Below are 21,975 nucleotides of genomic sequence, written 5' to 3'. Positions count from 1 at the left end.
CATGAAAATTAAAACGATTATCGTTGACGATGAACATTTAGCTAGAACATTATTAAAAGACTATGCTTCTAAAACGAATAACCTAGAGGTATTAGGAACATTTAAAAATGCGCTAGAAGCCATGTCGTTTTTACAGACGAATCATGTCGATTTAATCTTTTTAGATATTCAAATGCCTAATTTATCTGGAATTGAGTTTGTAGAAACTATGCAACAAAAACACCCCATGATTGTCTTTACAACGGCTTATTCTGAGTATGCAATTAAAGGTTTTGAATTGAATGCATTTGACTATTTATTAAAACCCATTACATTTCCAAGATTTCTCCAGACTGTCAATAAAGTCACTGAACAGTTTAATCTTATACAAAATAATACCTCGCCGCAAATTGAGATTCCTACAAGTGAAACAAATCATTCTTATATAGAAACAAAAGAAGATAGTATCACTATAAAAGCGGATTACAAACTTTATAAGGTGAAGTTTGAGAAGCTATTATATATGGAAGGTAAAAAGGAGTATGTTGCCTTTCATACAAAAGATAAAACAATTTTAGCGTTAGCATCTTTAAAAAATTTAGAAGAGTCATTAAAAGGTAAAGGATTTATAAGAATCCATAAATCATATATTGTCAATACGGATGAAATAGAAACCTTAGAAGGGAATATATTAGGTTTAGGAGAAGTTGAACTTCCTGTAGGACAAAGTTATAGAACTGATTTATTGAAAATATTTGAATAAAAAACGACTTAAGATCAAAGATTTAGTACATCTGTATCATTTATAGATTAAATTAGCTTTTCTCCTTGATTATGTGTATATTAAGAGAATAAATGAGATTTAGAATAGAGATTTTTTCTATTACTTCAAATCAATTAACTATTTAACCTCTTAAATAACGCAGAAATGAATTTTACACCAAAAAGAGTACTCAACGATCCACATGACGTCAAATCTTATCCTACCGTAGAGAAGTATATGACTAAACAACTCATTGTTTTTACACCTGAACAAAATATTGAGGAAGCAATGGAAGTATTGGTAGAACAAAAGATCTCCGGTGCACCAGTAGTAAACAAAGAAGGTGATTTAGTAGGTATGCTATCAGAAAAGGATTGTTTACATGTCATCTTAGAAAGTAGATATCTTAACTTTCCTGCAAGTCAAGGTAAAGTAAATGACTACATGACAAAAGCAGTATCTTCTATTTCGGTAGATAAGGATGTAGTGGAAGTAGCAATGTTATTCGAAAATTCATCGTACAGAAGATATCCAATCACAAGACAAGGAAAATTAATCGGTCAAGTATCGAGAAGAGATATTCTTAGAGCCGCAGTTGATCTGAGCTCTACAACTTGGTAGACAAAAATTAATTAAATGAGGCAAGCGATTCCAATAGAAGGGATCGCTTTTTTATGTTTAATGTTGAACTAATTACCATAGGTCAATTTTATTCTTCTCATATTCTACCACCTTTGTAACATGTTAGGTAAGAAAGTAATTAATTAGGTTAAAGCAGCTATTCTCATAAGAACATCCAATGGTTTTTAGACTGTTGGATGTTTTTTTACACTAAAAATTATAATTATAACTTTTGTTAAACACTTGACTAATTATTCTTTAGGATGAATCAATCACTTATTTTTACCAAACAATATTTACGAACAAATAAAAAGTGATGAAGCAACTCCTTATACTATTATTGACAGCTCTTAGTTTTACAACTCTTTCAGCACAAGAAAAGCCTATGACAAAATCAGAAGCTGAACAAGAGTATCAAAAGATAATGACAAATAGTGACGTCAATATTGGTGGCTTATCAGAATTACGCTATTACATCGAAACAGGCAACGTTAATTTTGATGATTACATTTATATCGCTCACTTATTACAAGATTATCCTAGTTATACAGTATCTTTATTAGAGATGGCTCGTCAAATTTCTTTTTCAAGAAGAGAAACACCGATATTTCATGATTTAATTGATTTACCTTTTCTTGATTTGGCAAAAAAATATAATGCAGATATACATAAATTAGTGTTATTAGCCATTCGTTCAAAAAATGAAGGAGAAGACAAAGCTTTACAATTACAGATTGATGAATTGAAAAGTAAATGTCACTTTCATACTATGGAAGAATTTAAAGCTCAACAAGGAAATAAGTAGATCATGTGTATGGATTTTGGAAGGTTAAAAGATATTTCTGGAGTAAATTTTCAGTTACCAGCTGAAGATCATTACTCAAAGATGATGTTTAGAAATCATCCTAATTTCATTAATAATTTTACTTTTAAAATTGGAGCTCCTGCTTGGTCATGTGCTGCATGGAAAGGAAAGATTTATCCTGATAAGGCACAACCTAATTCCTTTTTACACTATTACAGTGAGCATTTTGACACGATCGAACTTAATTCAACACATTATGGTATTCCTAAAACGGATACTTTAATGAAGTGGAAAACTACAGTAGGTGATTCCTTTAAGTTTAATCCAAAGTTTTTACAAAACGTTAGTCATAGGAAAAGACTTTTAAATTGTAAGTCAGATATTTATGAATTTACAGAACAAGTACGGATTCTAGAACATAAATTAGGCTATACTTGGCTTCAAATGCCTCCTGATTTTAAGATAAAAGAAGCAAAGGCGCTTTATAATTTTATTGATTTATTTCCAGAGGATTTATCCCTTGCATTGGAACTACGTCATCCTTCTTGGTTTGAAAATGAAAAAGAGTTAGATATTCTTTCTAAGAAACTAACAGAAAGAGGATATGCCATGATGATTACAGATGTGGCAGGGAGAAGAGATGTATTACATATGAGAGTAACAACACCAACACTTTTAGTTCGTTTTGTTGGTAATGAAATGCATTCAACGGACTTTTCTAGAGTAAATGATTGGGTAGAAAGAATTGCGTCTTTCAAAAGACAAGGTCTTCAGGAAGTGTACTTTTTTGCTCATCAACCAGAAGATATTTTAAGTCCTGAATTAGGACATTATATCGGAACTCAAGTAAAAAAGACTTTGGATCCGCAAATTATTTATCCAATTCTTAGAGAAAAGACAGAACAAGGATCACTTTTTTGATCTAGTTACAAGCATTGACATTCTTTATTTGCTAATTGACAATTTCTCATATAGCTTTGTGCAAACATAATGTGAAATCTTCGAAGTATGTCTTCTCGTACACAAACTAAATTTATTTTTGTCACAGGTGGTGTGACATCATCCCTTGGAAAAGGAATCATTTCTGCGTCTCTAGGTAAATTATTACAAGCAAGAGGCTATTCCGTAACCATTCAGAAATTTGATCCATATTTAAATATTGATCCAGGTACAATGAACCCGTATGAGCATGGCGAATGCTACGTAACGGATGACGGTGCTGAGACAGATTTAGATTTAGGACACTACGAACGTTTTTTAAATGTTCCAACTTCTCAAGCTAATAATGTAACTACTGGTAGAATCTATCACAATGTCATTACTAAAGAGCGAGAAGGTGCATATTTAGGAAAAACAGTTCAAGTTATCCCTCATATCACTGATGAAATCAAAAAGAACTTTTATAAAGTTGCTGAGAACGGTGAATATGATATCGTAATCACTGAGATCGGTGGTTGTGTAGGAGATATTGAGGCTTTACCATTTATCGAAGCAGTTCGTCAGGCAAGATTAGAACTTGGAGCTTCAAGATCAATGGTTATTCATCTTACTCTAGTGCCTTACTTAAGAGCTGCAGGTGAATTAAAAACAAAGCCAACACAGCATTCAGTAAAACAATTATTAGAAGCAGGTATTCAGCCAAACATTTTGGTTTGTCGTACAGAACACCATATACCAATGGATATGCGTCGTAAGATTGCATTGTTCTGTAACGTAGATCTAAATGCTGTAATTGAATCTTGTGACGCATCTACCATTTATGATGTGCCATTGTTAATGCAGAAAGAAAAGCTTGATGAAATCGTTTTGATGAAATTAAGTTTACCTGCTTACCAAGATCCAAATATTGATAATTGGTTAACTTTCCTACAAAAATTAAAAAATCCAAAAGATACTTTACGTATCGGATTAGTAGGTAAGTATGTTGAACTTCCTGATGCTTACAAATCAATTGTAGAAGGTTTTGTTCATGCAGGAGCTGTCAATGAAGTAAAAGTAAAATTAGAATATATCAAAGCGGAAGATCTTGTAGAAAGAGAAGAAGCTGTGAAAGTATTGACAGATCTTGACGGTGTATTAGTAGCTCCAGGCTTCGGTGAAAGAGGTATGGAAGGAAAAATCAATACTTGTAGTGTCGCTCGTGAGCATAAGATTCCTTTCTTTGGTATCTGCTTAGGTATGCAATCTGCAGTTATTGCTTTTGGTAGAGATATGGTAGGTTTAGCAGGTGCAAATTCATCAGAAATGGATGAAGGTTGTTCTCACCCTGTTATCGACTTAATGGAAGACCAAAAGAACCTTTCTCAAATGGGAGGTACAATGCGTTTGGGTGCATATCCTTGTGAACTTAAAGAAGGATCTATTGCAGCAAAAGCTTATAAACATTCTAAAATCTCTGAGCGTCACAGACACAGATATGAGTTCAATAACAAATATCTTGAGCAATATGAGAAAGCAGGAATGGTTGCCACAGGTATTAATCCAAAATCAGGATTAGTAGAGATTGTAGAAATTCCTGATCACCCTTATTATGTTGGAGCACAGTTCCACCCAGAATATAAGAGTACAGTAGAAAATCCACATCCTTTATTCGTTGCTTTTGTAAAAGCCGTGAAGGAATTGAAAAATAGTAAAGGAGAAGTAGTAAGCGCTTAGTTTAACTTCTTTTACGCATTGGCCCATAGGTGTTTACATCTATGGGCCTTTGTTTTTTAGATATAATTGATCGTTTTTTATACAAATAGCTATAAAAGATGTAACTTTGCACGCATTTTAAGTATAAAAGAACGATTTCACTTGTTGAATTTAATAGACAAGTGTCGTAAATTAATAAGATCAAAATGGATAAGAATCAATTAACAGGTTTCCTGTTATTGTCTGTATTACTAATTGGTTATATGTTCATTCAACCGGAAACTCCAGTTGAAGAACCAACACAAACAGAGGTACCTACAAGTGTTGTAGAAGGACAGTCAGATAATCAGTCATCATTCGTGTCTGAAGAAACTACTGCATTTAGCGATTCAGTATTAATGCAGAAATATGGTGTATTTGGTAGCTTAATGAATGGAGAGTCTAAAGAAGTTACTTTAGAAAATGAGAAAGTAAAAATTACTTTCGATGCAAAAGGTGGTAAAGTTACTGATGTTTTATTAAAGACTTATAAAACTTACGACAAGCAACCTTTACATTTAGTTGATGCAACACATTATTTAGTTCAGGAAAAATTACCAACTCAATATGGTTCTATCGACCTTAATACATTAAACTATTCAGCAAATATTTTAGGTAACAAACTTGAAATGATTGCTAAAGGTCCAAATGGAACAACATTAATCAAAAGAACTTATACGCTTGAAGCAGATAAATATGTTTTGGATTATGATTTAGATTTATCAGGAATTCAACAATTTATTCAAGGACAAGAATTAGCCTATACTTGGCATCAAAATATGAAAGCGGTAGAGCTTGACATGAAAACTTCTCGTCAAAAAACTACTGTTAACTATTTTACGAAAAAAGATGATTTTGACTATTTGTCTATGACTTCTAACGATAGAGAAGAAGAGGCATTAGAAGAGCCATTATCATGGGTGTCAGCAAAGCAAAAATTCTTTAATGTTGCTTTAATCACTGATCAGCAATTCAATAAAGCAAACGTAGCAACGGATGTTCAAGAAGAAAGTACTACAATCGTAAAAACGGCTGATATCGCTTTCCAAATTCCGTTGAATACATTACAAGCTGCGAATCTTAAATACTACTTCGGACCAAATGATTATAGAGTTTGTGAAGCTGTAGCACCAGGTTTCGAAGACAATGTATACTTAGGATGGTCATGGACTACTCCTTTATCAAAATATATTTTCATCCCTATTTTTGAGTTCTTAGAAGGATACGGTTTAGGTTATGGTTTAATTATCTTCTTAATGGTAGTATTAGTTAAATCTGTATTGTATCCTCTAACATTCAACTCATACAAATCAATGGCGAAAATGCGTTTATTGAAGCCGGAGATGGATGAGTTAAAAGAAAAGTATGGTGATGATCAAATGAAGATCCAACAAGAGACAATGTCACTTTACAGTAAAGTAGGGGCTAATCCATTGTCAGGTTGTATACCAATGCTTGCGCAAATGCCTTTCTTTATTGCATTGTATAACTTCTTCCCGAATGCATTACAATTAAGAGGTCAATCATTCTTGTGGGCAGATGATTTATCAACATATGATTCAATCGCTAGTTTACCATTCTCAATTCCAGTATACGGTGATCACGTTTCATTGTTCACATTACTTTGGGCTGTTTCAATGGTAGGTTACACGTACTTCCAAAACCAATCACAAGTACAATCTAACCCGCAAATGAAAATGATTTCATACATTTCACCTGCGATCTTCTTATTTATGTTCAACAGCTTTGCTGCTGGTTTAACATACTACTACTTCGTTTCAAACTGTATTACAATTATCCAACAAGTAGCTTCTAAGCAATTTGTAAATGAGGATAAGATTCGTGCAGTCATGGAAGAAAACAAAAAGAAAAATGCGAATAAAAAAGCTGGTGGATTCAGAGCTCGTTTAGATGAAGCAATGAAACAACAGCAAAAAATTCAAGATGAAAATAAGAAAAAAGGTAATAAATAAGCCTTTTCAATGATAAATTGGAGCCCTTTAAAGTTGATTTGAAGGGCTTTTTTTATTCTCCATTTTAATTTAAATAAGAGAATTTCGGAATATTCTAATATATATCTAAAAACGGCTTTTTTTCACTTTGAAAACAAAGAGACTATACTAAAAGTTGATTAGTTTAGTAGTGTAAACCCATTATTAAATACTAACTATGGATGTAGAAATTCTTTCACGAATACAGTTCGCTTTTACTGTTTCTTTTCATTATATCTATCCACCATTAAGTATTGGTTTAGGACTAATGCTTGTGATTTCAGAAGGCTTATTTCTCAAAACTGGAAATCAAATCTATGAAGTATTAACTCGTTTTTGGGTGAAAATCTTTGCATTGACTTTTGGTATTGGTGTAGCTACGGGTATAGTGATGGAGTTTGAGTTTGGGACCAATTGGGCAACTTATTCACGATATGTGGGAGATATTTTTGGTTCAGCGTTAGCTGCTGAAGGGATTTTCGCATTTGCACTAGAGAGTAGTTTTCTTGGAATCTTACTTTTTGGGTGGAATAAGGTTTCTCCTAAAGTACACTTTATGTCAACAGTAGGTGTGTTTTTTGGATCCATGTTCTCTGCAATTTGGATTGTAGTAGCAAACAGTTGGCAACAAACTCCAGCAGGATATCATATTGTAGGAGAAGGAATGGAAGCTAGGGCAGAAATTACAGATTTTTGGGAAATGGTTTTTAACCCTTCAAGTGTTGAGAGAATACTACATGTTTGGATGGGAGCATTTCTAGCAGGAGTCTTCCTTTTTATTAGTGTACATGCATATTATTTAGTTAGGAATAGACATCAGGAAATTTCTAAAATTGGTATTAGATTAGGTTTGATCACTGCCACAATTTGCTCTTTCTTACAATTATTTCTAGGACATTTGTCTGCTGATGGTGTAGCCAAAAATCAACCTGCCAAACTAGCTGCTTTTGAAGGTCATTATTATACAGAAAACCCTGCTGATTTATATTTATTTGGTTGGGTAGATCAAGAAAATAAAGAAGTCTATGGTATAAAAGTACCTGGAGGATTAGCATTTTTAATTGATCAAGATTTTGATACTAAAATTACAGGGCTTGATGCATTTGCTGAGGATCAGAAGCCTACACAGATTAATGCTATTTTCCAATTTTACCACTTAATGGTAGGTATTGGGATGATGCTCATCGGTCTTTCACTTTTTGGTATGTTTTTACTAATAAAAGGAAGATTATTTGAGCATAAATGGATGTTATGGATATTTGTATTTGCAGTAATTTTACCACAATTGGCAAATCAATTTGGATGGTTTGCTGCAGAAATGGGTAGACAACCATGGGTAGTTTATGGTTTACTTAGAACATCCGACGCTCTTTCAAAAGCTGTTCAAGCAGATCAGGTCTTATTTTCACTGATCATGTTTACATTTATCTATACTTTACTCTTCTTGTTGTTCATTTACTTATTAAACAAGAAAATAAAACATGGTCCAGAAGATAGTCATTTGTATGAACATAGACCTCACCAACAAGGTATCAATGATTTCTTTTCAGAATAATAGAATACAACTATGGAAACATTTTTAGGTTTAGATTATCCTACACTTTGGTTTTTAGTTGTAGGTGCATTATTCTCAGGTTATGGGATTTTAGATGGTTTTGATTTAGGTGCAGGTGCAATGCATTTATTTATCAAAGAAGATAAAAATAGAAGAATAGCACTTAATGCGGTTGGCCCTGTATGGGATGGAAATGAAGTATGGCTAGTAATTGGTGGAGGTACTCTCTTTGCAGGTTTCCCTGTATTTTATGCGACGTTGTTTTCAGCGATGTATATTCCATTTATGCTTTTTATTATGTTTATCATTTTGAGAGCTATTTCTATTGAATTTAGAAGTAAAGAGCAAATGAAATGGTGGAGATCAATGTGGGATGTAACGTACAGTATCTCCTCTGGTATGATTGCATTTCTATTAGGAGTTGTTCTTGGAAATGTTTTAAAAGGGTTTCCTTTGGATGAGAATTATGAAGCGATTGAGCCTAATCTTTTTATGTTTTTAAATCCATTCTCAATATTAGTAGGATTAACCAGCTTATCATTAATGATGATGCATGGAGCAATCTATCTAGCTTTAAAAACAGAAGGGAAGTTATTTCATCATGTATCTCAGCTTTTAGAAAAATGCATGATTGGGTTTATTATTATGTTTACAATATTATCAGTCTATACACTAATTTTTCAACCTCATTTAGCTGAAAGATTTAAAGAACATCCTGAATTATTTGTGTTGCCATTAACTGCGATATTAAGTATTGCTAATATTCCTCGTTTAGCTAAAAAGATGAAATATTTAAGAGCTTTTGTATTCTCATCACTCACATTTAGTTTACTCTTAATATTAGTAGCTGTTCAATTGTATCCACATTTATTGATCGCAACAAATGATCCTAATAATTCTATTACAATATATAATGCAGCTGCTTCAGAGAAAGGTTTAGGACTGATGCTGACCATTGCCGCCATTGGTACTCCTTTGGTAATGATTTATACATTTATTGTGTATAGAATTTTCTGGGGCAAGGTAAAATTAGATGAACATAGCTATTAACATCAAAAAAATATAAATAAAAAAGGTATAGTCTTTCAACTATACCTTTTCTATGTATTAATATCTTTCTGTTTTCATCAGATAGTTTTTAACGTAATCCTCAACACCTTCTTCAAGTGAAGTAAAAGGCTTATCGTAACCAATTTTTCTTAGCTTTTCCATTGTAGCTTCAGTGAAATATTGATATTTATCTCTAATATCTTCAGGAGTAGGGATGTAAGAAATATTTTCCTCTTTACCCATTGCTTTAAATGTAGCTTTCGTAAGATCTAAAAATGTTCTAGCTTCTCCAGTACCCACATTATAAATACCTGAATGTTTTGCTTGACGATCATACATTAAGAACATCATGATCTCCACAACATCTTTAGCATAAACAAAATCTCTTTGTTGCTCTCCATCTTTATAATCAGGATTATGTGACTGGAATAATTTCATCCCATCCGTCTTATTAATTTGGTTAAAAGCATGGAAAACGACAGAAGCCATTCTACCTTTATGATATTCATTTGGACCATAAACATTAAAGAATTTTAATCCAGCCCAGAACATTGGCTGCTTTTCTTGCTTTAATGCCCAAATGTCAAAGTCATTTTTAGATTCACCGTAAGGATTTAATGGTTTTAAATCAGGAATTATAGTTTCACTATCTTCATAACCTAATTCACCTAAACCATAAGTCGCAGCAGAAGATGCATATACTAATGGAATAGCATACTTAATTGTTGCTTCCCACATCTTCTTTGTATAATCAGTATTTAAGTGAGCAAGAATTTCTCTATTGAACTCTGCAGTACTAGTACGAGCACCTAAGTGAAAGATAAATTCAACTTCTAAATGATTTTTATCTAACCATTCAAAAAACTCTTCTCGCTCTACCTTTTCAATGATTTTTTTTCCTTCTAAGTTTTTATTTTTCTCCGGAAATGAAAAATCATCAACAGCGACAATATGATTAAAATTATCTTGATTTAATCTTGAAATCATACAGCTACCAATAAATCCAGCTGCACCTGTTACTACAATCATGGTAAATTCTTTATTTTATTCTAACGCGAAGATAATTGATCTTAAGAATTCACCAACGATAATTGATAATTTAGTTTTTAATGATTTTGAATTCAGTACGTCTATTTAAAGCTTTACCTTCCTCTGTGTCATTACTTGCAATGGGTTTTTCAGGCCCATATCCTTTGCTTTTGAGTCTTTTTGAATCAATACCATGTAGTGTTAAGTAACTGACAATAGCATCAGCACGCTTCTGTGAGAGGGTTAAATTGATATCATTGTCACCCGTATTATCTGTATGACCTTCAATTTGAATTTCAATTCCATTATTTACATTCAAAAAAGCCACTAGATTTTCTAATTCCTCAGTTGATTCAGAAGTAATTTTACTAGAATTGACATCAAAAAAGATGTTATTCAGTGTAACTGTTTGATTGACTTTAATAGGGTTAAGATAAATGGAATATACTTTTTCAGGATTGTCTACCAATACTTGTCTTGAGTATAATTCAAAACCTTTACTTAAAATATTTACACCAATAGTGTTTTCGAGAGGGATACTTCTTAGTCGTATTTTTCCTAAGCTATCTGTTACTAATTCTCTTAAAAGGATATTTTCAGGCTGAGTGTAAATACTGACCTTTGCTTCATTTATTTTTGAAGAGTCTAACTTATTAAGAACATAAACTTCTATATCAACTAAATTTTCATTTAATATCGAATCAAGTTCAAATCCATTAGATGATACATTTACCTCTATTGCTTGAATTTCAGGGATATATGTTTTGTAAATATCATAACCGCCTAATCCATTCGGTCTATTTGAGCTAAAGTAAAGAACATCACCTGTTTCATTTGAGCTTGGTGTTTTTTCATCAAAAGGAGTATTTATAGGTATGGGTAATGAAATAGGAGTAGACCATTCATTCTCAGAGGTTCTATATGATTTAAATAGATCATACCCACCAATTGAATTGGTGTTATCAGAAGCAAAATATAGAGTATCTCCATTCATAGAAAAATAGGGATCAATTTCATTGTATTCACTATTTAATCCATTCACGAGAATAGGAGTTACCCATTTTTTTCCATTTCTTTTAGTATAATAAATATCAAATGCTCCTTTACCTTCTTTACGTTTTGTTGAAAAATAAAATTCTTTACCATCTGGTGTGAAAGTACCACCCAAAACTTGATTAGTGAAATTAGTAATTGGAGACGGAAGTTTTGTTTTACTTTTTGGTAAAACTGGATTTTCGGACAAATCTAATTTAGAATAGTATAGCCTGCCAACATCAAAACCATGATAAATGACCATAGTTTTACCAGATTTAGAAATGGAAGATAAAGCACTATTTCCTTTAATATTTATCGCTCTGTTGTTAACAATTTTTCCTTGAATAAATGTACTATCATCATAAGTAGAATAATAAATATTTTCACTTCTAAAATCTAAGTTGATAGGAGAAAAACGATCAGAAGTAAAGAATATTTGATTGGTATTGTATAATAAAACGGGAGAGGTTTCATTGAAATTAGAATTGAGGCTATCTAGATTCATACATGCCATAATCGTACTATCTTTATGACTAAGATTTTGTACTTGTTTTAGTAATTTTTCAATGAATTTCTTATCTGGTACAGTAACATTATCATAACTTTCTAAATAGCTATTATAATAGGAAATTGCCTTCTCAGTATTTTCAGTTAAATGATTTATTCTTGCATTAAGATAAATATTATCTAGTGTTGGTTTTAAGTTATAACTTACGATTGCAAATGAATCGGCTAAAATAAAATTCTGATTAAGAAAGTGAGTATATGCAATTTTGTAATTTAGTTCACTATTTGAAGAATTAATAGTATTGGCAATTGTATAATAAAATAAAGCACTATCAGTATTATGATACTTATTCAACCAATTATCACCAACCTTGATAGATTGTAAGGCCTTATGAAATTCTTGATTGTTATTTCCCATTTTCTCTTTAGTAAAAGGCACATCAGTTTGTCCCCATACAAATTGAGAAATAAATAAAATATAGAGTGAAGAATAAATTTTCTTTAGCATATCAAATTAATAAGAGTGCTTTTCAATTAGCTTTAATCAATATAATAAATAAATTTAACTCAACTTAATTAGAATGCTAAAATTCGATACTATAAAAACAGAAATATGTTTTTTTTAGCTAGTAAAAAAAACTCTTCACAAACAATTTACCTAAACAAAAATAGTAAATAGTATTATTTCAAGATTCTAATTTGAATTTTGAATTTTTTTTACCGAATACACATTTTTATTTGTCACTTCTCCGTATCTAGTTGTTATAAGAATGACAGTAATTTTTGTAAGTAAATACTCCCCATGAAAACATTAATAAAAATATTAACATTGATATTCTTGATTGGACTATTCTCGATGTTGAATGCAATGCAAAGTGGAGAAGAAGGTGATATTACTGTCAAGGTCAATAATTCTTCAATGGGCGTAATTAAAGCAGATAATTGAAATTATTGTCTTTGTTCATAACTCTGATAAAATAAAAAAGTCCTAGGAATTTTTAAGTTCCTAGGACTTTTTTATTAATGTGTGATCATCACCTTATGATGGGTGACGATATTTCCTTGATGTGTAATTTCCATTATATAAAGACCATTTTTTAAATTATCAGTCGTTAGTGACAATTTAGAAACATGATTAATATAAGTAATAGGGAAGGTAACACCATTCATATCAATTAGTCGAATTGCATCAACAGTTAAGCCTGTATTCAATTGAATATTTAATTCTTGATTTGCAGGTAGAGGGAAAATAGAAATTTGTGATATTAATTCATCCTCTAAGCTAGTAACAACGTCTGACGGTAATACCGTAAATATTTCAGATTGAACAAAACAACCGATTCCATTTACAGCTTCCACATAATAGTCACCACTATTCACCTTTGCAATAGATTCGCCACTTTCTTCTAATAGAACACCATCAAGGTACCAGAAGTATTGAAGACTTGGATTTACAACATCAACACTCAAGAATTCTTCACTAGCAACAATCGTTGGTACTAGAATAGGATCAGCATATTTAATTTCTATTGTGTCAGAATAAGCAAAGCATCCATTTGAATTTTGAATTTTAACAGAATATTTTCCTTCCTCATAGATATTAATAGTTTGATCATTCACAAGAGAAAGTAATTCATCTCCTTTGTACCAAACATATGAAACACCACTGTGAGAACTATTTGCTTGAAGATCGATATTAATATCATCACCAAAACAAACCGTATTGTAAGAGTTGGAAGCAATAGTAACATTGAAATCACTTCCACATGTTAAACCAACATTAATTTCAACAACTTGTAATGATAAGTCTGCCCAATAGTTATGAGAAACAAAACAAGTATAGACACCTGCGTCATCATTGTTCATTTCTTCAATCGAAATTGTATTGCCAATAAATTCATTCAATACAACCCCATCTTTAAACCAAAGATAGTTGATGTTATCATCCTCAAAAGGTAAGGTATACGAATAGTTTCCATCATTAACTAGAGCTACATTTTCATATTTTACATTATATCTCTGTGGAGAATAATTTAAATTAGTAATTATATATCCTTCTAAATCATCAAAGAATAATAAGTTGTCAGCAATATTTAGAATAATATCAGTAGGAATACTAGAAATCTCTGTAATGTTGTTGGTGTATAAAATTAACTCTTCAATACTTAATGGTAATGGATAAGTCCACTCAGAAAGATTGTTTCTAGAGAAATCAAGTTTCTTTAAAGAAGTTAATAATGAAAAATCAGTATTAATCGTTTCAATATTATTTCCAGAAATTGATAAATCAATTAGATTAGTTAAGTTATCAAATTCACTACCTATAGATGAGATGTTGTTGTCATCTAGAATTAAATATCTTATACCAGAATTACTACTTATATCAGGAACTCTTGTGAGATTATTTTGACTTAACCATAATGTTGTCAAATTAGTTAAATTTTCAATGCCACTTAACTCATTATCATTTAAGTTATTGTTTGATAAATCTAAATACTCAAGAGATGTGATATTCCATAAATTACTGCTAATTGAGGTGATATCAGAGTCATATATTTTTAACAATGTAAGATCATCAAATTGACCAATAATATCTGATAATTCATTAGCTCCTTCTAATTCATGAAGAAATATTGCCGTGATTTCACCGTCATTACTGTATTCCATTCTTGGCCACTCCACTATTCGTTTTTGATCATCGAAATCGACATTCATCTCAGTGAATAGTTGGTGTAGTGCTGTAGAATCAGCTTCTGAAATAAGGCTTTGGTACAATAAATTTATCTCATTTACTGTAAGAGATAAATCAGTCCAAGGACTTTGAGGATAGGTAGCTACTAAACTATATTTTCCTTCATCTTCAATATTGAAATTTGTTATATCCAGAGTCGGAGTTCCCTCTACTGGAGTTGATATACCTTTAATTAACCAACTATATTCATATAGAGGATTTACTTCATACGTAGCATTAAAGCTGCCATATTGAACGATAAAATGCGTTTCTTTAGTAGGTGTTGGAAATTGAGGAGAATATGTAGTAATTGAACTAATTCCATCAATTAGTGATAAATCATCAAAGTCTAAGTGATTATTTTGGATTTCAAGTTTTGTTAAATATGAAAGTTCATTCAATTTAATTGATAACCTATCTAACAATTGTTCGTCATGAGTAATAAACTCCGAAAAATCTAGTTCAATAATTCTTCCATAGTCATCAATTACAGCCCTTTCACCTAACCATGATCTGAATTCAGAATTTACATCAAAGTTAGAATATTCAATATCAGTCAAAATTTCTTGTAATTTTAATGAATCTTCTTGTCCTAATCCATAGGAAATGTTCAATTGAGCAATTGAAATTTCAAGATTACTAATATCTGAATCATCCGCAATTAAAGTATAGCTACCTTGTATGCCATTTTGAACTAGTGGGACATTGAAAACTGAAGAAGAAGAAAATTCAGATAAATCTGTTGAATTAACCCATTTATAGTTTAATGAGAATCCTTCTAAAGATCCATCATTAATATAAGATTCTCCATGTATTAGTTTAATATTTTCAACTCCAACATTATAAGCTTGATTATTATAATCTGATAATCTATTTGCTAAATAATGTGGTTTGATGTCATCAAAGAATAAGTTGTTATCATTGACATTAAATAAGAGATCATTATAATTACTGATATCAGATAAAGAGGCAATATCTTCTAAACTATTATTCGATAAATTTACTACTCCAGTGATATAGTTAAAACCACTTATTGAAGAAGGTACAATTGTAACGTTCATTAATCCACTAACATCTAATGAGGTTACTCGCCCATAATCATCAATTGATACATTGTCAGATGAAATCCATGAACTCATATCATCTTCATAATTAATACCTGTAATTCCGATATCAACTAAGAAATTATATAAAGCATCTTTCTCCTCATTTCCAACGGTGATATTGATAGAATGAATTTCAACAATTTCTAAATCACTGAAATATTCATTTTTTAAAGTTACTTTGTAGATGATATTACCATTTTCAGGAACGCTCTCGATTGTAGTATTAAAAGTATTCAAACCGTCTAATTCAATAACAGGATCAAATGAAATACCATTGTCAGTTGAGATTGCCCATTCAACAATATCTTCACCATAACTGCCAATTTGAGAAACAGTCAATGGAGTGGCACTAATAGAATAATTAATTGTTGAAGTTTCAAAAGGTGAACCGATTTCATCATAGATTAATGAGAAGAAATATGTACCAGACATTAACTCTTCTTCATAATTATACAAATAGTTATAGTCTAAGAAATTTCCTGTAAGGTTTACTGTTTGTAATAATTCCATAGGAATTAATTCACCTTCTTTAATTATTATTGGTATTTCCCCTTCTGGAAATTCATTTAGTTCAATATCATTATTTATTGAAAATTCACCAATTGTAGGTTCCCCTTCTTCAAGTGGAGGAAATTCACCGCCGCCTTGACCAAAGAATGATAACTCTATTAGATCTTGATCTATAATATTTTTACTTAAAAGGTTTATCTCTGTAACTCTACCTTCAGTATTAATAATAATATAATTCTCTAAGTCACTTAATGATGCAACAGCGCCATCTTCAACCCAATCAGTTAAATCTTGATCTGTCCAACCAAATACATCTTCCAATGTTTCATTATTTTTGAAAACTAAACTTCTAAAATAATTAATGAGATATCCTCTGTCAGCGGTATTAACATAACCTTCAGGAATAACTGCATAATCAATAAAAGAAATAGGAGAGGTGATTTCCGGTAAAAGTGCATGTTTGGTTTGAACACTAATAACTACTTCGTCTTGATACATAGTAATATCCAAACCTTGATCTATAAGATCTTGAATATTAATTTTTATGTATTCTACTTCTATATCTTCTCCTTCAATCGAAACACTTTTGGTGACAAAACTAGTATTCGCAACCTCATTTCCATTTAAAGTAACAAGAGCAATTTTCTCATTTGGATGTAAAGGATGATGATAAAAATCTAAATCTTGAGTGATTGCTTCAATATAAATTGCTTCAGTATCTGAGGTAATACTTGTTACATCTACAGAATACCCACCTTCTTCTCCTTCAAAAACCATTTCTACACTTTCATAGAATAATATAGGAGCTTGATTTAAATAAATGAATGAGCCATAAGTATTTGCTGTATTTGGAGTAGCATTGGAAACGTATATTGGGCTTCCAATACTAATTAAATTAGAAAAACTTGTAGAATATATTTCAGGAGCAACTTGATCCTCAATATATTTTAAGTTTATGAATGTATTCGGCTCACTTCCCTCGAAGAAGTCAACATTTTCAAGGATAAATGATTCTAAGCCTGCTACATTATCAGGGTTGCCTTCTTCATTTAATGCTAGTGCATCAACAGAAATAGTAGAAGAGTTATTTATAGTAACTTTTTCAACATCTTGAATCGTAATATTAGAGGCAATAAGCACATCATTAGAGAAAATTACTTCTTTATAATTCCTAATAGTAAGTGTAATAAAGTGATAAGGATCTCCATCTAAAGCATCAATATTTACTGTCGGGATTTCTTGAATATGATCAGTTAAATTTTGACCGTCAAGAATAACATTTCCTGCTGATTCAAACTGTGCATTGTTGAAAGTGATTTTATTTGAAAAAGTTGTTTCGATCATATTGTGTACATCAAATGTACCATCTGTCATTACAACTTCTACATCAATATTGACTTTTCTGTCATCAAATTCACCTAATTCGAAGATAACAATATTCTCAGCATTTAAAGTTCCATCACCAGTAATTGAAGTACCTTTAAATTCTAAAAGATTATTAAAACCTGATTGTGCATCATATGTACCATTAATAATTAAATCCCCTTCAGCTTTATGTAAAACATTTTTTACTTGAAAAGTAGAATTTGTGGATATAGTTGTTGTTTGTGTTGTAGTTAATTCTAAAATGTCTAAATAAGCTGTATTCATCTCAAAAAGACCATCTATTATTAATTCATTAAAAATAGTAAGATCCATATCATTCATTACAGCTGATGCATTTTCACCAATATAAAGGTTCTCTTTGATTCTAAGGTGATGATTACTACTACTTAGATCCACTTGAAGACTTCCATTATTAATAATAGATAAACTTGTTATGGTCAGAAAACCTTCATTTAAAGTATTCCAAGTTATATTGTGTTCAATATTTACAATTGCATTTTCTCCTGGAACTTCATTTAAATCCCAAGTAGCAGGGTCATTCCAATCTCCATCCTGTACAGATGTAAATTCACGAGTATTGTCTGTAGAATATAAGTGAAGAGCTATATTAGTTGCTTCTATATTAGAAAGGGCTGTAAAATCTACTGAAAATACATCTGAAGTAGCCAAATTATCTGTCAAAGTTAAATCCAATTGCTGAATTTCATTATAGATAGGATAATTTAATTCACTAATTAAAAACTTAGTAATCTCATCTGATTTAGTAGGGAATGTAGTAAAAGGGGATACATCTGCTATTAATTGAATGTCAGCAGTACCTAAATTTTGAGTGGTTATATACCATTCATATTCTGTAAATACATTAGGCGATGGGTTTTCATTTAGATATAAACCTACACCTAAAGAATATTCCAATTCACCTTCTCCAGAGATCATTGTTAAATTTGATAAATCTATATCAAGATAACTGTTATAAGTAGTAGAATTATCATTGTCTTTTGTTTCTATTGGAAATGTTAATTTCCTATCTGTTGTTGAAGGATCTATTATATACCTTAATGTAAGAGGTGTCGTTGATTTGATATAAGAATTATTTGAGACAACAATATCTCTATTCATGTTATCAAGATCTGAAGGATTTCCAATTACAAGTTCTGAAAAATTATCTTCTAATAATAAGTTGTTATTCAATTGGATACCATCTTTTACTAATAAAAAGCTACCATCAGGTTCAAATTCAAATGGGTTAAATTTTGTTTCATTATTAATAATCAACTCTCCAATAAGTAATGAAGTAAAGTCTGTTGTTATATCAAATGTTGTACTTACAATTTCATCTCCATCTCCAAAAGTAATCTTTGTATTTGTCATATCAACCCAATCATGAGATAAATCGAGTCTATATTTGATATTTAATTCAGGACCAAATATAACCTCAGAAGCTTCTGATACTGACCTTACTTCCAAGTAACCTATTTTTTTTGTTACGTTAAAATTAATGTCATCTTCATCTGAATCAATTGCAAAATAGGTTGACAAATCATCATCGAAATTACCTAACATACTATCAGATAAATCAGAATTCACCTGTACTAAACAATTATTCCTTAATTGAATAGTTCCATTATTTGTTAACGTTACGGGTATTTTAAAGAAACTGTTATCTACTGAGAAGAAACCTAGGTTTGTCAATTCTACATGGATATTTATCGATGAGTTATTTCGTGTATTAAAACCTGAGTTATTAGTCAAACTTGAACTTTCAAACCCTAAATTAAATGAAGAATTGTTCTCATTATTGATTGTTCCATTATTAAGTACATCATTTTTTGCTTCTAAATTTGCATTATCGAGATTTATAACGCCTTCATTTGTTAAATTACCTTCAGAAATAAAAGTTGAATTGTTGATGTTTATTGAATAAGGAGCTTTATTTGTAGTTTCTCCTAATACTCTTAATTCAGATGTATTATCTTTGTCTACGTCTTTATTGACCTGAAAACTTCCAGAGTTTATGAAAGTATTGTGGAATTTACTTGTTCCATCAGTAATGATTATGTTTCCATTATTAGTCACATTATTGACAACGTCAATTATACATTCTGTTCCTGAGTAACTTGAAAATTCTTCATTTAGAAAATCATTTGTGATATTGATAGTACTAATAGTATCTGTGATTTTCTTTTTATTTGTCAAATTATAACTATTAAATACAGCTTTATTGAATACTATATCTCCTTCATTAATAAAGTCACCTGTGTTTGAATAAGTACTGTTATCTAAAGTAAGTAGACTGTAATTTTTTGTGTCATTTAAGGTATTAACATTAGTGGAATAAATCTCTGCTTGATTATTATTAATAAAATTGCCTAATGTTATTTGTCCAGTTGGATTTACAATAAAAACACCATCATTGGTTAAAGAAGAGATTGTGAAATCATTTTTATAGTCACTGTCAATAGGTTTTATTGTAAGAGAACCATTTGATGAGATTGTAAGTGCATCGAATACAAAGTTATATTCAAAGTAAAAACCTTCTAGTTCAATAATATCATTAATTAGAATAGAGGAATTTATGTCCACATTTCCATTATCAGCACTTGGAACAACTCCTAGGTCCCAATTTGCTACCGTATTCCAAAGTCCATCTGTACCATCTTCACTACCCTTTATTGTTGAATAAGGAAGTCTAAAAATTGCACCTCCTTTACCAGGGTCAGAAAAAACAAAGTTATTATTAAAAGTAAAAAAGTCTGAAGCAAATGAACTATTGTCAAGTGTGAAACCACTATCAAATGAATAAGTCCCTAATAGTGATAGTGATGAATTATAAATAAAGAATTTTCCATCTACAAGGTTAACGGCTGAAATTAACCCAGGTCCATATAAATCTAATGCTATGTTTGAATTAGTAGTTTTAGGATTAAAAGTAATTGAGTTGACATAATCCAATCCACTTAAATCAGATTTTATGATATAATTATCAATAACTTCTATCCCAGCTCTTATTCCTGAAACATAAATATTTGTTGTAGTACTTTGGATATCAAAAATTTCAGTATACTTATCTTTTTCATTTACCTCAATAAGGTCAATAAAAGGGATATTATCAGAGCCAGTATAAAGACCATAGACCATTAATTCATAATTTCCAGGGTCTCTGTCAATTACTGTAATTACAGAAGTTTTATCAACTAAATCTAGATGAGATGGGTAAACGTCTTTAATATATTCAAGGTTAATGCCTTCATCAGAATGTTGATAATAATTATTGTCAATACTCGTAATAAACATTCCATAGTTTTTACTGAAAGTTACCTCTTGATCACTACCTTCTACATAGTATTCGCCAAAATTGAATAAACTAGGGAATGATGTTTTACCTATTTTACCCTGAAACATAATACTGAAATTATTTATGTCATATCTTATTACTCTTCCTTGATGTACATTATATGCAGGGTCAGAGACATAGACAGAGCCATTTTTCAAAATAACATTCTCACCAAAATTAGCGACATCAGATTCAATTGGGGATGAAATGTCTAACGAACTAGAAGTGTAGTAAGTATAATCTCCGTCTAAAAAGGTTCTTGAAAGTCCATCTAATGCAACTTCTTTATCTATTTTAAATAAAGTAACTTCTTGTTGTGCAATATCAAGGTTATTAATAAAAGTATAATATAAATGATCACCTGCAGGAGTATATGTATACCAAATTTCAGTTTCAAAAGCAGGATTATAACCTGTAGAACTGGCATTCATAATTACAGCGGATTGAAAATCATCTCCTGGTACAAACTCTATTTCTAGGTAGCCTTTTAATTCAGTTCCATCATCGTTATATAACTTATAAAATGTAAAGTCATCAGCTCCAAATTTGATATTTCTTTTTTTATAATCAATAGGAGAATTAATTGTTAAACTTGGGGTTTCAGCAATTGTGTTATCATCTTTCCACTGATAGATATCAATCGAGCCATTACCATGAAATAAGATACCATTATTAGAATTTTGTTGATAATATTGAATTTTCTTATCTACAGTATTCGAAGGAAATTTAATCTCATGAGTAAATTCTAGTTCTTGTCCAATTGCACTATTAACGAGCGAAATAAAAAGAGCAATTAAAAAAAATAATTTTTTAGTCATGTTAGTTATGATCTGATGTTTAATAATAGTTCGTTAATGTTAACGTTTATTTTTTAATGAATGTTACGCAAAATACTATTCC

The 21,975-nt window shown here is 30.8% G+C and carries 12 protein-coding genes; 9 read left to right on the top strand and 3 right to left on the bottom strand.

Going from position 1 to position 21,975, the window contains the following annotated elements; translation table 11 throughout:
* The first annotated feature begins 1 nt into the window (after window position 1).
* The 8 genes from ACXAHM_RS05530 (at window position 2) to cydB (ending at window position 9,437) form a co-directional block, all read left to right on the top strand.
* The gene (locus tag ACXAHM_RS05530; RefSeq protein WP_474959413.1) at window positions 2–742 is read left to right on the top strand and encodes a LytR/AlgR family response regulator transcription factor; all 741 of its coding nucleotides are present in this window, start codon (window positions 2–4) and stop codon (window positions 740–742) included.
* Window positions 743–907: 165 nt separating this feature from the next.
* Window positions 908–1,363 (top strand): CBS domain-containing protein, encoded by a 456-nt coding sequence (locus tag ACXAHM_RS05525; RefSeq protein ID WP_474959412.1) that lies wholly within the window; start codon window positions 908–910, stop codon window positions 1,361–1,363.
* Between the two features lie 316 nt (window positions 1,364–1,679).
* Window positions 1,680–2,168: a hypothetical protein gene (locus ACXAHM_RS05520; RefSeq protein ID WP_474959411.1), complete on the top strand. Its 489-nt coding sequence runs from the start codon at window positions 1,680–1,682 to the stop codon at window positions 2,166–2,168.
* 9 nt (window positions 2,169–2,177) lie between these two features.
* Window positions 2,178–3,089: a DUF72 domain-containing protein gene (locus ACXAHM_RS05515; RefSeq protein WP_474959410.1), complete on the top strand. Its 912-nt coding sequence runs from the start codon at window positions 2,178–2,180 to the stop codon at window positions 3,087–3,089.
* Window positions 3,090–3,176: 87 nt separating this feature from the next.
* Window positions 3,177–4,823 (top strand): CTP synthase, encoded by a 1,647-nt coding sequence (locus ACXAHM_RS05510; RefSeq protein WP_474959409.1) that lies wholly within the window; start codon window positions 3,177–3,179, stop codon window positions 4,821–4,823.
* 185 nt (window positions 4,824–5,008) lie between these two features.
* On the top strand, window positions 5,009–6,814 hold the full coding sequence (gene yidC / locus ACXAHM_RS05505; RefSeq protein WP_474959408.1) for a membrane protein insertase YidC: 1,806 nt from the start codon (window positions 5,009–5,011) through the stop codon (window positions 6,812–6,814).
* A gap of 196 nt (window positions 6,815–7,010) precedes the next feature.
* Window positions 7,011–8,387 carry a cytochrome ubiquinol oxidase subunit I gene (locus tag ACXAHM_RS05500; RefSeq protein WP_474959407.1) on the top strand — a complete coding sequence of 459 codons (1,377 nt, stop codon included), beginning with the start codon at window positions 7,011–7,013 and terminating at the stop codon, window positions 8,385–8,387.
* A 12-nt stretch (window positions 8,388–8,399) separates the two neighbouring features.
* Window positions 8,400–9,437 carry a cytochrome d ubiquinol oxidase subunit II gene (gene cydB / locus ACXAHM_RS05495; protein ID WP_474959406.1) on the top strand — a complete coding sequence of 346 codons (1,038 nt, stop codon included), beginning with the start codon at window positions 8,400–8,402 and terminating at the stop codon, window positions 9,435–9,437.
* Between the two features lie 57 nt (window positions 9,438–9,494).
* On the opposite strand, the gene rfaD is transcribed toward cydB, so the two are convergent.
* Together rfaD and ACXAHM_RS05485 are read right to left on the bottom strand one after the other, a co-directional pair.
* Complete coding sequence (gene rfaD, locus ACXAHM_RS05490; RefSeq protein WP_474959405.1) at window positions 9,495–10,466, bottom strand: ADP-glyceromanno-heptose 6-epimerase; 972 nt, start codon at window positions 10,464–10,466, stop codon at window positions 9,495–9,497.
* Window positions 10,467–10,536: 70 nt separating this feature from the next.
* Window positions 10,537–12,516 (bottom strand): OmpA family protein, encoded by a 1,980-nt coding sequence (locus ACXAHM_RS05485; protein WP_474959404.1) that lies wholly within the window; start codon window positions 12,514–12,516, stop codon window positions 10,537–10,539.
* Between the two features lie 294 nt (window positions 12,517–12,810).
* Between ACXAHM_RS05485 and ACXAHM_RS05480 the strand changes: the two genes are divergently transcribed.
* Window positions 12,811–12,954, top strand: coding sequence for a hypothetical protein (locus ACXAHM_RS05480; RefSeq protein ID WP_474959403.1), 144 nt, complete (start codon window positions 12,811–12,813; stop codon window positions 12,952–12,954).
* Window positions 12,955–13,028: 74 nt separating this feature from the next.
* Here ACXAHM_RS05480 and ACXAHM_RS05475 read toward each other — a convergent pair whose 3' ends face one another.
* Window positions 13,029–21,893 carry a T9SS type A sorting domain-containing protein gene (locus ACXAHM_RS05475; protein WP_474959402.1) on the bottom strand — a complete coding sequence of 2,955 codons (8,865 nt, stop codon included), beginning with the start codon at window positions 21,891–21,893 and terminating at the stop codon, window positions 13,029–13,031.
* Window positions 21,894–21,975: the final 82 nt, after the last annotated feature.

The organism is Flammeovirga sp. AWQ4_249 (assembly GCF_056161045.1).
Note: the sequence above shows the minus strand (reverse complement) of the source record. Positions and strands in the feature narration are given on the sequence as shown.

Coding starts and splice junctions, on each gene's coding strand:
- ACXAHM_RS05475 (WP_474959402.1), bottom strand. CDS start 21,893: ATGACTAAAAAATTATTTTTTTTAATTGCTCTTTTTATTTCGCTCGTT.
- cydB (WP_474959406.1), top strand. CDS start 8,400: ATGGAAACATTTTTAGGTTTAGATTATCCTACACTTTGGTTTTTAGTT.
- yidC (WP_474959408.1), top strand. CDS start 5,009: ATGGATAAGAATCAATTAACAGGTTTCCTGTTATTGTCTGTATTACTA.
- ACXAHM_RS05520 (WP_474959411.1), top strand. CDS start 1,680: ATGAAGCAACTCCTTATACTATTATTGACAGCTCTTAGTTTTACAACT.
- ACXAHM_RS05500 (WP_474959407.1), top strand. CDS start 7,011: ATGGATGTAGAAATTCTTTCACGAATACAGTTCGCTTTTACTGTTTCT.
- rfaD (WP_474959405.1), bottom strand. CDS start 10,466: ATGATTGTAGTAACAGGTGCAGCTGGATTTATTGGTAGCTGTATGATT.
- ACXAHM_RS05525 (WP_474959412.1), top strand. CDS start 908: ATGAATTTTACACCAAAAAGAGTACTCAACGATCCACATGACGTCAAA.
- ACXAHM_RS05510 (WP_474959409.1), top strand. CDS start 3,177: ATGTCTTCTCGTACACAAACTAAATTTATTTTTGTCACAGGTGGTGTG.
- ACXAHM_RS05485 (WP_474959404.1), bottom strand. CDS start 12,516: ATGCTAAAGAAAATTTATTCTTCACTCTATATTTTATTTATTTCTCAA.
- ACXAHM_RS05515 (WP_474959410.1), top strand. CDS start 2,178: ATGGATTTTGGAAGGTTAAAAGATATTTCTGGAGTAAATTTTCAGTTA.
- ACXAHM_RS05480 (WP_474959403.1), top strand. CDS start 12,811: ATGAAAACATTAATAAAAATATTAACATTGATATTCTTGATTGGACTA.
- ACXAHM_RS05530 (WP_474959413.1), top strand. CDS start 2: ATGAAAATTAAAACGATTATCGTTGACGATGAACATTTAGCTAGAACA.